This window comes from Oxalicibacterium solurbis (assembly GCF_014635845.1).
GTDB classification, from domain to species: domain Bacteria; phylum Pseudomonadota; class Gammaproteobacteria; order Burkholderiales; family Burkholderiaceae_D; genus Oxalicibacterium; species Oxalicibacterium solurbis.
On the sequence record NZ_BMDP01000001.1, the window covers coordinates 1027886 to 1042169 of the forward strand.

The following is a 14284-nucleotide window of genomic DNA, read 5'->3' on the forward strand; positions in this document are numbered from 1 at the left end:
TCCATGGTAGGAAAAAACGGGACGCCACGTATGTGCGGTAGCGGACGCAAGCTTCCCCATCAGCGGCAATGTTGCGAGGAATGTTGCATTTCCTGCGCACAATCATTTCATTCGATGACATACTTGCGACTGCACATTCTGCAATGCGGAAAACTTTCCGCAGTCACCAGCAATCTCACCATCATTGACCGCCAAGAGAGACGCAATGGGTTCTCCACCAACTTCCCGCCGCAAGCACTTCTCGATGCTGCGCGAATTCCATCTCGCCGACTTCTTTACGCTGGGCAACGCGGCCTGCGGCGTCGCCGCAGTCTTTCTTGCGATGCTGTACATGGGCAGCCAGTCGCTGACACATTTCTACGCCGCCGCCGCGATGGCGCCGGCCGCCTTCCTGTTCGACGTGCTGGACGGCCGTATCGCACGCTGGCGGCAGCAACACTCGTCGCTGGGACGCGAACTCGATTCGCTGGCCGACGTGATTTCGTTCGGCGTTGCACCGGCCACGCTCGGTTTTGCCGCCGGCCTGAATGGCGGCTGGGACTGGATCGCGATGATCTATTTCGTCTGCTGCGGCGTCAGTCGTCTGGCGCGCTTCAACGTGACGGCAGAAGAACTTTCCGGAGATGGCGACAAGGTTGCCTATTTCGAAGGCACGCCGATTCCCACCAGCGTCATCCTCACCGGCATCTTGGCATGGCTGGCCTCCAACGGGCAGATCGGCAGCGCGCTATTCGGCGGCGTCTGGACCTTCCTGTCGTGGGAATTGCATCCAGTGGCACTGCTGTTTGCGCTGTCCGGCACGCTGATGATCAGCAAGACGCTGCACATTCCCAAACTGTAACTCCCCCCCGGCACATCGCTCAGCGTGGGATTCCGCACAGAAATTACCGCGCCGATACCTTAGCCTGAACGCCACTCCATGAGGAATTCCTGCACCGGAATTCCATCGCCTTGAATGTAACAAGGCGTAAATGGATTTGGCGCGATCGGCAAACGGGCTTTCAATACTCCCTGTCAATCGCCTCACATTGACGAAAGGGGAGCAATATGAACGTCAAACTTGCCGTCTTGATGGCAATCCTGTTCGGCGCCCACATCGCCGTCGCACAACCGTTGCGGCATGCCGTGCCGGAAAAATCATCCACTGCTGCACGCCAGAGCGTGACGAAATCGCAGGCCAAGGCCGCGAGAATGGATATCGTCGTGGAAAATTTCGAAAGAATCGACGCCAACAACGATGGCATCGTCACCCGCCGGGAATTGCGCGCCTACGCACTATCGATGCGGCGGCATGTGCCGATGACCTGATCGACACGATCGTCGCTCTGAACCTTACACACCACGACGCATTTCGAAGTCGGCGTTGCCGGTTCAACCGTCGTCCTGCTTGACGGCCTTGGCAACCGCCTCCACCCGCGCCGCGCGGATCGCTTCCGGCACGCGCTGCAACTGGTCCGGATAACGCTGCCGCACCCACTCGGCGATCTTGCCGCCATCCACTGTCTGCGCCGCTTCCAGCGCCTGCTGCAGATAGGCACGCTGCGGAAACGGCCCATCCTCGAAACCGGTGCGACCGCGATGATCGCATTCCGATGCCGCCAGCATGTCGAGAAAGCGCAGCGGCTTGCGGAAAGCATCGCAACGCTCGAACAGCGTGACGATCGTCGAGGCGCGCAATTCCAGCGCACGGCCGACATTGCCGTGCTCGCGCGCCGTCATCAACGCCAGATCGCGGCAGTCATTGGGAACGCGCAGGCGCTTGCAAACGGCAGCGACCAGTTTCTCGCTGTGCATCTCGTGGCCATGATGCCGCGGCCATTGATCGGACGGCGTCACGCCCTTGCCCAGATCGTGCAGCAGCGCGGCGCAACGAATCGGCAGATCGCATCCCTGCGCCGCGGCATAATCGATCACCATCATCACATGCACGCCGGTATCGATTTCCGGATGATATTTTTCCGGCTGCGGCACGCCCCATAAAACATCCAGTTCCGGCAGGATGCGCTGCAATGCACCGCAGTCGCGCAGCACGGCGAACATGCGCGACGGCTTCTTTTCCATCAGGCCGCGTGCCAGCTCCTGCCACACGCGCTCCGGTACCAGCGCATCGACTTCGCCTGCTTCCGTCATCCGCCGCATCAGCGCGTTCGTTTCCGGCGCCACCGTGAAATCGGGAAAGCGTGCGGCGAAACGCGCCACACGCAGAATGCGCACCGGGTCCTCGGCAAAGGCCGGCGACACGTGGCGGAAAATGCGCCGCTCCAGATCGTCGCGGCCGTTGAACGGATCGACGATGGTGCCATCTTCCTGCTGCGCCATCGCATTGATCGTCAGGTCGCGCCGTACCAGATCCTCTTCCAGCGTGACGGCGGCATCGGCATGGAACACGAATCCCTTGTAGCCCGGCGCCGTCTTGCGCTCGGTACGCGCCAGCGCATATTCGGCATGCGTCTTCGGATGCAGGAACACGGGGAAATCCTTGCCGACCGGCAGATAGCCCTGTGCGACCATCTGCTCGGGCGTAGCGCCGACGATGACGTAATCGCGATCCTGCACGGGAACGCCCAGCAAGGCATCGCGTACGGCACCGCCAACGACATAGGTCTTCATCTCGGCCATCGAAATTCGATCAAGGGTAGTTCAGTCGGAAATTCAGTCAGGATAAGTATCGTATTTATCGATGCACACCGTTTCCGCCAGCGCGCCGGCTATCCATTGCGCGACTGCCGGATGTTCCGCAATACGTTCGGCATAAGCATCGAGGGCCGGCCCCAGCGTCACGCCATAGGTACGAAAACGCATGACGACCGGCGCAAAATACGCATCGGCGATCGTAAAATCACCGAACAGATAATCGTTCGGCCCCGACATCGCCAGACAGGTTTCCCAGATCTCGCTGATACGGCCGATGTCGGCCTGCGCTTCCAGCGTACGTCCCTTGCCGGGAAATTTCGCACGGATATTCATCCACATCGCCGAACGCAGCCCGATGAAACCGGAATGCATTTCCGCACAGATCGAACGCGCCAGCGCCCGCGCCGCCACATCCTCCGGCCACATGCATTTTTCCGGAAACTGCTCGGCCAGATATTCGCAGATCGCCAGCGAATCCCAGATCGTGATATCGCCGGCCAGCAGTACGGGCACACGCCCCGCCGCCGAATAATGCGAGATCTGCAATGCCGTGTCGCTACGGTCCAGCAACACGCAGATTTCCTGGAACGGGATGCTGAAAGCCGTCATCACGACCCATGGCCGCATCGACCAGGATGAGTAATTCTTGTTGGCGATCACCAGTTTCAGGCCGCTGCTCTCCGCATCGGCCAGCGTCTGCGACAGCGCCGGATCGAGTTCTGTGGTTTGCATGACTTTCCATCGTCAGAGAGAAAACGATTCAGGAAGGATCGAGCCGATACCGGATCAGCAGCTCAGACAACCGGTCAAGGCAGCGCACTCGGCTCGTAAGCTTCAGGCGCGATATTGCCCAAACGATCCTTCAGCGACTGCGGCTTGTTTTCCAGCATCGCGGCATAGTAGGTAGCGTTCGACATGACTTTTTTCACATAGTCGCGCGTTTCGGTGAACGGGATCGTCTCGGCGAAGATCGCGCCTTCGACCGGATGCGTCAATGTCGCGCGCCAGGCACGCGGACGCCCCGGCCCTGCGTTGTAGGCGGCCGTCGCCAATACCTGCGAACCTTCCAGGTCGTTCAGCACCATGTTCAGGTAATTGGTACCAAGCAGGATGTTGGTTTCGAGTTCATTGACGCGGCTGTGCTTGAAGTCGTCGAAGCCGATCTTCTTCGCCACATGCCGCGCGGTTGCCGGCATCAGTTGCATCAGGCCGGATGCGCCGACATGCGAACGCGCATCCATCACGAAGCGCGACTCCTGCCGGATCAAACCGTAGACCCACGCCATTTCCAATCCGAGATTGCGCGTGGCCTCCTGCATCACGTCGCGATACGGCGTCGGGAAACGCTGATCGAAATCGACTTCGATTTTTGTGCGATCCGATGTATTGACCATGCGATCCAGCACCGAACTGCGGCGCGCGAACTCGGCCGCCGCCAGATGCTGGCGTTCGTTCATGCTGCGCAGCTCCCAGTTCCATTCGCGATAGCCTTCGAAACGCAGGCCGAGATCGAAGAACTTGAAAGCGCGGCGGAAACCGGCATTGGTTGCCATCGGAGCCACTTCGGCTTCGGTGACCGGTGCAGGACGCGGCGGAATCGTGATCTTGCGGCCCAGGTCTTCCGCTGCCAACTGGCCATAGAAACTGTGCTGGCCGGCGATCGATTGCAGCAATGCATCGGCCTGCTCGCGCTTGCCTTCTTCGCGCAGCACGCGCGCCATCCAGTAAATCCAGGTCGTATCGTTGCGCAGCGATGGCGGCATCTGCTCGATGCCCTGCTTCACCAGTTTCCAGTCGCCGGCACGCAGTGCCGTACGCACTTTCCATTCATGCGATTCCTGCGACAGTGGCGCATCGCCGGCGCGACGCCAGTAATCGTCGGCTTCCGGCAACAGCTTGCGCGCCGTCGGCATCGCAATCTGTGCCCACGCCAGTTCCTGCTGCTTGCGGCTCAAGCGCTTGCCGTCTTTCGATGACAGCACTTCCGCCGCGCGATCCGGATCGTTGCGCGCCACGCGTCCCAGCGCAACGATGAAAGTCTCGTGCTTGACGCGCCGGAAGCCGGGGCCGCGTGCGACGACCGACATCGGTTTATCCATCGCCTTGCCCAATGCATCGTCGTCAATGCCGGCAAACGCTTGCAGGCGGCGTACGAAATCGGCATTGCCGGTATCGGCCGCCAGGCGAATCTGCGTCCACAGATCGTCGTCATCGAACTGACGGTTGTCGATCAGCATGCCGATCAGCGCCGTGCATCCTTCACCGTAGTTTTTCGGCACTGTCAGCAACAGGCGTGCCTCGGCGGCAACGTCGTCCCCCTTCACCATCCTGGACATCAGCGCATAACATTTCAGTTGCGTATCGTCGTTCAGCTGGAACAGCGGATACTGGATGTCGAAGGTCGCCCAATCGCGCCGCTTGCCGAGTTCCAGCAGCCAATCGTTGCGCAGGCGATCGGCAATCGCGCTGCCGTTGTAGCGTGACAGATAAGCCAGAATTTCGTCCGGCGTCGCATCCGCGATGCGCGGCTTCAACTGGTAATAATCGACGTAAGAGGGAATCGGATAGTCGCGCAGCAACATGGCAATATCGGCAGCACGTTCCGCATCGCCGCGGCGCGCCGCATCGCGCAACGCCAGAAAGGCATCGTCGTCGTTCGCGAAGCTGTTCGTCCGTTTTTGCGCGTGTGCAGTCGGCAGCAAGGCTACGCATGCCGCGACGAGTACGAAACGTGCAAACAAGGTTGTCGGAAACGTGAAATTCATGGCCTTTTTATGCCCCTTTTCTATCCTGGCTGATGCCGAATGACGATGCGGCTAGAATAGCACGCGACACCCTTCAGACGATGACGAAAACATGCAGGAAAAACCCGAACTGCGACGCAAATTGCTGGCGTTGCGCAACACCATTCCCGCCGACGACAAAACCGCATTCGACCATCGCATCAACGATGCGATCCTGGCCTGGTGGCAGATCACCCGGGACACGACGATCGGGGTCTACTGGCCGATGCGCGGCGAACCCGATCTGCATGCGGCCTATGCCGCCTTGCGCCGGCAAGGCGTGCAACTGGCATTGCCTGTCGTAGTGGACGACAATGCGCCGCTGAAGTTCGTTCTGTGGAAGGAAAATGACGTATTGCAGGACGATCGCTACGGTGCACGCATCCCGCCGACGACGAATCCGCAGGTCTGGCCGCAAGTTTTGATCATTCCGTGCGTGGGCTTCAACGCCGGTCGCTTCCGGCTCGGCTACGGCGGCGGATTCTATGACCGCACGCTGGAAGCCGTACCGCGTCCGCGCACGGTCGGTGTCTCCTACACGCTGGGCGAAGCCGAATTCGCTGCAGACACCTTCGACGTGGCGCTGGATTTCCTGATCACGGAACAAGGCCCTTACGCTTGCTGAAACAGTTTCTGCGAATCTGAAGGGCATAAAAAAAACGGCGCCGATGATGGCGCCGTTTCATTTTTCGCAAAGCCAATCAGCCGCGCGAGAGATTCAGCCTGCTCCAGATCGCATGCGTGGCCGCCGCCTGGTTCAACGTGTAGAAATGCAGGCCCGGCGCGCCACCGTCCAGCAGGCGGTCGCACAGATCCGTCACCACATCCAGGCCGAAGGCGCGGATCGCATCGGTATCGTCGCCGAAACTTGCCAGTTTCAGCTTGATCCAGCGCGGAATCTCGGCACCGCACATGTCGGAGAAGCGCACCAGTTGCGAATAATTGGTGATCGGCATGATGCCCGGCACGACCGGCACGTCGCAGCCCGCCTTGCGCACCTCGTCGACGAAACGGAAATAGGCATCGGCATTGTAGAAATACTGCGTAATCGCCGAATCCGCGCCGGCTTTCACCTTGCGTACGAAGCTGTCGATGTCGTCGCGCGGCGATTTTGCCTGCGGGTGCATTTCCGGATAGGCAGCCACTTCGATGTGAAACCAGTTGCCGGTTTCGGCACGGATGAACTCGACCAGCTCGTTCGCGTAATGGAATTCGCTGGACGAAAAATCGCCGTAGCCGCTCGGCAGATCGCCGCGCAATGCGACCAGACGCTTGATGCCGTGCGATTTGTAGCGCTGCAGTATCTCGCGCAGGTTGTCACGCGAGCTGCCGAGGCAGGAAATATGCGGCGCGGCATCGTGGCCGGCGGAGCGGATTTCCAGCACGGTATCCAGCGTGCCCTGCTGCGTGGAGCCGCCCGCGCCGAAGGTCACGGAAAAGAACTGCGGTTTCAACTCGGACAGCCGCGCGCAGGTCGCACGCAGCTTCTCGACGCCGGCATCGGTCTTCGGCGGGAAGAACTCGATGCTGAAATTCTGTTGAGTCATATTCTCTTGTCGTCCAGGATGAGTGCGGACAATAGCCACGAAATGATGCTGTAGAGAATCGCCCCGCCCACTGCCGACCAGAATCCGGCGACATGCAATCCGCCGACCAGGCTCGCCATTGCCCAGAACAGCAGGCCGTTGATGACGAAGATGAACAGGCCCAATGTCAGCAACGTGGCCGGCAAGGTCAGTAGCACCAGCACCGGCCTGATCAATGCATTGATCAAACCGAGCACCAGCGCACCGATCAGCGCGGCACCGACGCTGTCGACACGGATCGACGTCATCAGATAGGGCAGCGCAAACAGCGCGACGGCATTGATGAACCAGATGAGTAGCAGGCGCATGCGATTCTCCTTCAGTAGGTTGGAAAAACCGAAATGCAGCGGTGCGATACGCCTATGTCAGCCACGTACCGCACCGCTTTACCGAAACATCAATAGCGATAATGCTCCGGCTTGTACGGACCGTCTTGCTTGACGCCGATGTAGGCTGCCTGCTCGTCTGTCAGCGTGCTCAGTTGCGCATTGAGTTTCTTCAGCTGCAGGCGCGCGACCTTCTCGTCCAGATGTTTTGGCAGTGTATAGACGCCGACCGGGTAGTTGTTCGTGTTCATGAACAGTTCGATCTGTGCAATCGTCTGGTTGGCGAACGACGAGCTCATCACGTACGAAGGATGGCCGGTGCCGCAACCAAGATTGACCAGACGGCCTTCGGCCAGCAGGATGATGCGCTTGCCGTCAGGGAAGATGATGTGGTCGACCTGTGGCTTGATGTTGTCCCAGGTGTACTGCTTCAGCGCGGCGACTTCGATCTCGTTGTCGAAGTGGCCGATGTTGCAGACGATGGCCTGGTCTTTCATCTTCTTCATGTGTTCGTGCGTGATCACATGGTAGTTGCCGGTGCAGGTGACGAAGATGTCGCCGTGCTCGGCAGCGTAATCCATCGTCACGACGCGATAGCCTTCCATCGCCGCCTGCAGCGCGCAGATCGGATCGATCTCGGTGACCCATACCTGCGCCGACAACGCGCGCAAGGCCTGCGCCGAACCCTTGCCGACGTCGCCATAGCCGGCGACGATGGCGATCTTGCCTGCGACCATGACGTCGGTTGCGCGCTTGATGCCGTCAACCAGCGATTCGCGGCAGCCGTACAGGTTGTCGAACTTGGACTTGGTGACGGAATCGTTGACGTTGATCGCCGGGAAAGCCAGCTTGCCTTCCTTGTGCATCTGGTACAGGCGATGCACACCGGTCGTGGTTTCCTCGGTCACGCCCTTGATTTCCTTCAGGCGCTTCGAGTACCAGGCCGGATCAATCGCGAGGTAACGCTTGATCGCGTTGAACAGGCAGACCGCCTCTTCCGAATCCGGATTGCTCAGAACGCTCGCATCCTTCTCGGCGCGCGTGCCCAGATGCAGCAGCAGCGTCGCATCGCCGCCGTCGTCGAGAATCATGTTCGAGTAGCCGCCATCGGTCCATTCGAAGATGCGGTGCGTGTATTCCCAGTATTCGTCGAGGTTCTCGCCCTTGACGGCAAACACCGGCGTGCCGTTGGCTGCAATCGCAGCGGCAGCATGGTCCTGCGTCGAGTAGATGTTGCACGATGCCCAGCGTACTTTCGCGCCCAGCGCTTCCAGCGTCTGGATCAGCACGGCGGTCTGGATCGTCATGTGCAGCGAACCGGTGATGCGTGCGCCTTTCAGCGGCTGCGATTTGGCGAATTCTTCGCGGATCGCCATCAGGCCCGGCATTTCGGTTTCGGCGATCTTGATTTCCTTGTTGCCCCAGTCGGCCAGCGACAGGTCGGCAATGATGTAATCCTGGGATGCGGAATTGAGTACTGCGGCGTTCATCACGCCCTCCTTTCATTAGAGAAAAAAGAAAACGTGAGCGCGGTTGCAGAGTATTGACACATCAAGCCTGGCAGATCGGGAAACCTGTCGCAACGCTCCTTGATGCGGATTGGCATTTTAATCCAAGCCGCGGCGGCTGTCATGGCTGTTCGGACAACACGGCTGGCGCCGGCGCAACGACATCTTGTCCATGTGGAAACACCACGTAAGCCATCTGATCGTTGCGCCGCTCCACATTGCGCGACATCCAGACCAGCATATCGACCCAGATGCGCCACTGTTCCGCGCGCGTCGGCATGCGCAAGGCATTCGGCAGTTCGATGGTAATGACCGGCACGTTCTTGTGCACGCCGCCGTAGTTGCCGAGCGAACCCGGATACACGCCGACCCGATCCAGCAGCAGGCGGCCGAACTTGTGCGGCGGCTCCGACGGCCCGTCGAAATCGAGAACGCCGAACGGCGCATGGACGGAAATGATCACGTCCGGACGAAAACGCAGCATCTCCTCATTGACCCAGCGGCTTTCCGGCTCGGACAACGGTGCAGCGCCGGGAAAACGGCGCGGGTCGCGATGCGTGCGCACCTGCCAGTAACGCGGCGCGTCGTGTTCCCAGTCCGGCGTCGGGAAATTGCGGTTCAGGTCGACGCCGTTCGCATTGACGCGCGTGGCATTGCGCGCCAGCAGGCCGTCCGGATTGACGACCGGAAGCACACGCCATTCGAACTGGCTGGCCAGCGGTCCGCCCAGCCATTGCAGCCAATTGAAAACGATGGAAGAGGAAGTCAGTTCGTCGCCATGGATGCCGCCCATCAGCAGCACGCGCACCGGCCGGCGCTTGGCATCCGGCGATGCGGCGACATGCCGCGCCAGCAATGGAAATCCCTGCAGGGATCGTGCGCCGGTCGGCGACATTCCGCTGTTTTCGCATTCGGTGTTGTTCACTTCCGGCAAGCGCACGACCAGTTTCTTGCACCAGGTCGCCAGCGAAACCGGTGCAGCGGACACCTGACGTGCCGCCGCCGCCGGCTCTGCCTGCGCCGCCAGCGGTACGGCCGCAATCGCCGCTGCAACGGCCAGAATTCCTACAGGATGCATCGTTACTCCATAAAAAAAGACCGGGAGAATCCGTAGGGATTCTATCCGGTCATACAGGCCAGAGGTTTACAGGATTGGCGCCGTATGGTCTGCGCCACATTTGCTACGCAGACAAGACTGCCCTCCTGAAACCACCGCCCGCCGTTGCGGACGGGTGCTTACAAGGCGGCGGCTACGCGCAGAGCGCGTCGCCTTGTGGTCTAAACTCACATCCGCTGGCGGATATGAGTTCGCCCCAAGCCCCCGCAGTCGCGAACATTGCCTTACAGGCCAGCCGCTGCACGCAGCGCTTGGGCCTTGTCAGTACGCTCCCAGCTGAATTCCGGTTCTTCGCGGCCGAAGTGGCCGTAAGCCGCTGTCTTGCCGTAGATCGGGCGCAGCAGGTCCAGCATCTGCACGATGCCTTTCGGACGCAGGTCGAAATGTTCCTGCACCAGTTGCGCAATCTTCTCGTCGCTGATCTTGCCGGTACCGAAAGTCGTCACCATGATCGACGTCGGCTTGGCCACGCCGATCGCGTACGAAATCTGGATCTGCGCGCGCTCGGCCAGACCGGCGGCGACGATGTTCTTCGCCACGTAGCGGCCGGCGTAGGCAGCCGAACGGTCGACCTTGGACGGATCCTTGCCGGAAAACGCGCCGCCGCCGTGCGGTGCTGCGCCGCCGTAGGTATCGACGATGATCTTGCGGCCGGTCAGGCCGCAGTCGCCCTGCGGACCGCCGATGACGAAGCGTCCGGTCGGATTGACCAGGAAGCGCGTTTCCTTCAGCCATTCGGCCGGTACCACCGGCTTGATGATTTCCTCGATGACGGCTTCGGTGATGCTCTTGTGCTCGATGTCCGGCGCATGCTGCGTCGACAGCACGATGGTATCGATCGAAACCGGCTTGCCGTCGACATAGCGCAGCGTGACCTGTGATTTCGCATCCGGGCGCAGCCATGCCAGACGGCCGTCCTTGCGCAGTTCGGCCTGGCGCTCGACGATGCGGTGCGCATAATGGATCGCAGCCGGCATCAGCTCAGCCGTTTCGTTGCAGGCGTAGCCGAACATCAAGCCCTGATCGCCGGCGCCCTGGTCAAGGTCGATACCGGCGCCTTCATCCACGCCCTGCGCGATGTCCGGCGACTGCTTGTCGTAGGCGACCAGCACGGCGCAGCTCTTGTAATCGATGCCGTAGTCGGCGTTGTCGTAGCCAATGCGCTTGACCGTGTCACGCGCGATCTTGATGTAATCGACGTTGGCAGTCGTCGTGATCTCGCCGGCCAAGACGACGAGACCGGTGTTGCACAGGGTCTCGGCGGCGACGCGCGCCTTCGGATCCTGTTCGAAGATCGCGTCGAGAATAGCGTCGGAAATTTGATCGGCAACCTTGTCCGGATGACCTTCGGACACGGATTCGGAAGTAAACAGATAGTCGTTTGCCACGTGCAGGCTCCCTTTCTACAAGTTGGTGGATGTCGCGGCCAACCTTACCGAGCCTGCGACGCTTTAGCGAAATTTGTATACCGCCTCGCAAGTTGTCTGATTAACTCGGCGGGAAAAACTGTGTGGTATTTTACGCGTCTTGAAAAAAATCGGCAAAATCGTTGCAAACCCTTGCCGTATCAGCATGCTCGTTCTTCTCTTCCGCCTTCTGTCGTTCCTGCCGTTGCCGGTTTTGCATGCGATCGGTGCCGCACTCGGCTGGATCGTCTATCTGTCGTCGCCACGCTATCGCCAGCGCCTGAAAGGCAATCTCGCACAGGCCGGTTTCGGCGAACATCTGCACGCCGCCGTCGGCGAAGCCGGCAAGAGCGCGCTCGAACTGCCGTTCATCTGGTGTGCATCGCCGGATCGCGTGCTGAACAAGGTCCGCATCGAGAACTGGAACGTCATCGACGAGGCACTGGCCGCCGGCAACGGCATCGTTTTCCTGACGCCGCATCTCGGCTGCTTCGAGGTATCCGCACAGATCGCCGCCGCACGCATGCCGCTGACCGTGCTGTACCGCCCGCCCAAGCAGGCGGCGCTGAAACCGCTGATCGAAGATGCGCGTGCGCGCCATAACCTCGCGCTGGCGCCGGCCAACCTTGCCGGCGTGCGCAGCCTGTTCAAGGTACTGAAGCGCAACGGCGCCATCGGCCTGCTTCCTGACCAGGTGCCGCAAAACGGCGAAGGCGTGTGGGCCGATTTCTTCGGCAAACCCGCCTACACGATGACGCTGCCAGGCAAGCTGGCGCAGATGACGAAGGCCACCATCGTGCTCGCCTTCGCCGAACGGTTGCCGCGCGGACGCGGTTATGTGTTGCATCTGTCATCGTTCGCGCTGGAAGAAAATCTGTCGCCCGAACAGCAGGCAAGCGCCATCAACGGCGCGATGGAACGCCTGATCGCGCAATGTCCGTCGCAATACCTGTGGAGCTACAACCATTACAAACGCCCATCCGGCGTAGCTGCACCGACTGCAGCCGCAGATGCGGGAGAAAAAGAATGACGATGCGCCTGCTGATCCTGCTGATGTGGCTATTGCACTGGCTGCCGCTGCCGATCCTGGCCTGGCTGGGCGAACGCATTGGCGACCTGCTGTACGCCTTCAAGAAATCGCGCCGCCACATCACACTGACCAATCTGCGCCTGTGCTTCCCTGAATGGACGGAAGAAAAACGCGAAGAAGTCGCGCGCCAGCATTTCCGCAATTACGCGCGCAGCGTGCTGGAACGCAGCATCCTGTGGTGGGCATCGGAAGCGCGGCTGCGCCGCCTGATCCAGGTGGAACCCGGCGTGCCGCTGGCCGAAATCGCCGCCAGCCCGACCATCCTGCTGTGCCCGCATTTCGTCGGGCTGGATGTAGCCGGTGTGGCCGTCATGCTGGAATCGTCGCTGTGTTCGATCTACACGAAACAGTTGAACGACGTCTTCGACGACGTGCTGCGCAAGGGCCGTTCACGCTTCCGGCCGATCAAGCTGGTCACGCGCGAGGATGGCGTCAAGCCGATCATCCGCGCGATGCGCGAAGGCCTGCCCTTCTTCATGCTGCCGGACATGGATTTCGGCATGCAGGATGCCGCCTTCGTGCCATTCTTCGGCATTCCCGCTGCGACACTGACTGCACCGGCACGCATCGCCGCTGCCACGCAGGGCAAGGTGATCCCGGTGATCGCCACCTACCTGCCGAACTACAAAGGCTGGATCGTGCGTTTCTATCCGGCATGGGAAGACTATCCGGGCGACGACATCACCGAGGCCACGCGCCGCATGAACGCTTTCATCGAAGAGCGTGCGCGCGAAACACCGGCCGAGTATTTCTGGACGCACAAGCGCTTCAAGACGCGCCCATCCGGCGAACCCGGTTTTTATTCCAGAAACGATACCGATACGCAACTGATCAACGAGTAAATTGCGGAGCAATTCTGCACAGCAATTTGCATATCGCAACGCGCCGCACGCCATAGCCGCACGCCGTATAATCGGCAGATGAAAATCAAATTCACCAAGATGCATGGCGCCGGCAACGATTTCGTCGTCGTCGATGCGATCAACCAGCAGATTTCGCTGACGCCCGAACAATGGCGCTTTATCGCCGATCGCCGTTTCGGCATCGGTGCCGACCAGATTCTGGTCGTCGAAAAACCGCAAAGCGCGGGCGTCGATTTCCGCTATCGCATCTACAATGCCGACGGCGGCGAAGTCGAGCAATGCGGCAACGGCGCGCGCGCCTTCGTCCGCTTCGTCACCGACAAGAAACTGACCGACAAGAACGCGATCCGCGTCGAAACGATGTCCGGCATCATCGAGCCGCGCCTGGAGGCCAACGGCAACATTACCGTCGACATGGGTGCTCCCATCCTGCTGCCGCAGGACGTGCCGTTCGATACCGAAGGATTGACGGCGCGCATCGAAGGCGACCAGACATTGTGGCCGCTCGATGTCGATGGCAAAACCGAATGGATTGCCGCCATCTCGATGGGCAATCCGCATGCAGTGCAAGTAGTCGGCGACGTCGAAAAGGCACCGGTGCGCACGCATGGCGAGTTGATCGAACGTCACGTCCGTTTTCCCAAGCGCGTCAATGCCGGCTTCATGCAGATCATCAATCGCAATGAAATCAAGTTGCGTGTGTTCGAACGCGGTGCCGGCGAAACGCTGGCCTGCGGCACCGGCGCCTGCGCCGCCGTGGTTTCCGGCATTCGCCGCGGATTGCTGGCGTCGCCGGTCAAGGTACATACGCGTGGCGGCGACCTTTCCATCGCATGGGCCGGCGATGCTGCGCCGGTGATGATGACCGGACCGGCAGTCCGCGTATTCGAAGGCGAGATCGAAATTTAGCCAGCAAGTCTGACCGGTTGAAATCGCATCGAACGGCAACGGACACCGGCTGTCATTCTGGT

General features: G+C 60.4%; 14 protein-coding genes and 1 riboswitch. Of the genes, 6 read left to right on the plus strand and 8 right to left on the minus strand.

All coding sequences use genetic code 11. The annotated features are described in order from the left end of the window. Window positions 1–205 precede the first annotated feature (205 nt). Both IEV40_RS04930 and IEV40_RS04935 read left to right on the plus strand, forming a co-directional pair. Entirely contained in the window at window positions 206–841 is a 636-nt protein-coding gene (locus tag IEV40_RS04930; protein WP_188419813.1) for a CDP-alcohol phosphatidyltransferase family protein, read from the plus strand. A gap of 206 nt (window positions 842–1047) precedes the next feature. Next, the gene (locus IEV40_RS04935; RefSeq protein ID WP_188419814.1) at window positions 1048–1308 is read left to right on the plus strand and encodes a hypothetical protein; all 261 of its coding nucleotides are present in this window, start codon (window positions 1048–1050) and stop codon (window positions 1306–1308) included. 63 nt (window positions 1309–1371) lie between these two features. Here the strand turns inward: IEV40_RS04935 and IEV40_RS04940 are convergent, their stop codons facing one another. The 3 genes from IEV40_RS04940 to IEV40_RS04950 form a co-directional block, all read right to left on the minus strand. Continuing rightward, window positions 1372–2610 carry a multifunctional CCA addition/repair protein gene (locus IEV40_RS04940; RefSeq protein WP_188420014.1) on the minus strand — a complete coding sequence of 413 codons (1239 nt, stop codon included), beginning with the start codon at window positions 2608–2610 and terminating at the stop codon, window positions 1372–1374. Between the two features lie 42 nt (window positions 2611–2652). Continuing rightward, entirely contained in the window at window positions 2653–3366 is a 714-nt protein-coding gene (locus tag IEV40_RS04945) for a glutathione S-transferase family protein (RefSeq protein WP_188419815.1), read from the minus strand. Window positions 3367–3440: 74 nt separating this feature from the next. Continuing rightward, a complete protein-coding gene (locus IEV40_RS04950) occupies window positions 3441–5399 on the minus strand; it encodes a lytic transglycosylase domain-containing protein (protein ID WP_188419816.1) in 1959 nt (652 codons plus the stop codon). Between the two features lie 91 nt (window positions 5400–5490). Here IEV40_RS04950 and IEV40_RS04955 point away from each other — a divergent pair, with 91 nt between their 5' ends. Next, window positions 5491–6042 carry a 5-formyltetrahydrofolate cyclo-ligase gene (locus IEV40_RS04955; protein ID WP_188419817.1) on the plus strand — a complete coding sequence of 184 codons (552 nt, stop codon included), beginning with the start codon at window positions 5491–5493 and terminating at the stop codon, window positions 6040–6042. A 76-nt stretch (window positions 6043–6118) separates the two neighbouring features. Here IEV40_RS04955 and metF read toward each other — a convergent pair whose 3' ends face one another. The 5 genes from metF to metK all read right to left on the minus strand — a co-directional run bounded on the left by metF (window position 6119) and on the right by metK (window position 11342). Further along, window positions 6119–6964 carry a methylenetetrahydrofolate reductase [NAD(P)H] gene (gene metF, locus IEV40_RS04960; protein ID WP_188419818.1) on the minus strand — a complete coding sequence of 282 codons (846 nt, stop codon included), beginning with the start codon at window positions 6962–6964 and terminating at the stop codon, window positions 6119–6121. Beyond that, a complete protein-coding gene (locus IEV40_RS04965; protein ID WP_188419819.1) occupies window positions 6961–7311 on the minus strand; it encodes a phage holin family protein in 351 nt (116 codons plus the stop codon). Before IEV40_RS04965 ends, metF begins: the two co-directional genes overlap by 4 nt. A gap of 89 nt (window positions 7312–7400) precedes the next feature. Further along, window positions 7401–8819: an adenosylhomocysteinase gene (ahcY, locus tag IEV40_RS04970; RefSeq protein WP_188419820.1), complete on the minus strand. Its 1419-nt coding sequence runs from the start codon at window positions 8817–8819 to the stop codon at window positions 7401–7403. Between the two features lie 28 nt (window positions 8820–8847). Next, window positions 8848–8926, minus strand: a riboswitch (S-adenosyl-L-homocysteine riboswitch). A gap of 32 nt (window positions 8927–8958) precedes the next feature. Beyond that, window positions 8959–9915, minus strand: a complete 957-nt coding sequence (locus IEV40_RS04975) for a M14 family zinc carboxypeptidase (protein WP_188419821.1) — start codon at window positions 9913–9915, stop codon at window positions 8959–8961. A 263-nt stretch (window positions 9916–10178) separates the two neighbouring features. Further along, entirely contained in the window at window positions 10179–11342 is a 1164-nt protein-coding gene (gene metK / locus IEV40_RS04980) for a methionine adenosyltransferase (protein ID WP_188419822.1), read from the minus strand. Window positions 11343–11526: 184 nt separating this feature from the next. On the opposite strand from metK, the gene IEV40_RS04985 reads away from it, so the two are divergent. The 3 genes from IEV40_RS04985 (at window position 11527) to dapF (ending at window position 14222) form a co-directional block, all read left to right on the plus strand. Beyond that, entirely contained in the window at window positions 11527–12390 is an 864-nt protein-coding gene (locus tag IEV40_RS04985; RefSeq protein WP_188419823.1) for a lysophospholipid acyltransferase family protein, read from the plus strand. A 2-nt stretch (window positions 12391–12392) separates the two neighbouring features. Further along, window positions 12393–13292, plus strand: coding sequence for an LpxL/LpxP family acyltransferase (locus IEV40_RS04990; RefSeq protein ID WP_188420015.1), 900 nt, complete (start codon window positions 12393–12395; stop codon window positions 13290–13292). Window positions 13293–13370: 78 nt separating this feature from the next. Then, complete coding sequence (gene dapF, locus IEV40_RS04995; protein WP_188419824.1) at window positions 13371–14222, plus strand: diaminopimelate epimerase; 852 nt, start codon at window positions 13371–13373, stop codon at window positions 14220–14222. Window positions 14223–14284: the final 62 nt, after the last annotated feature.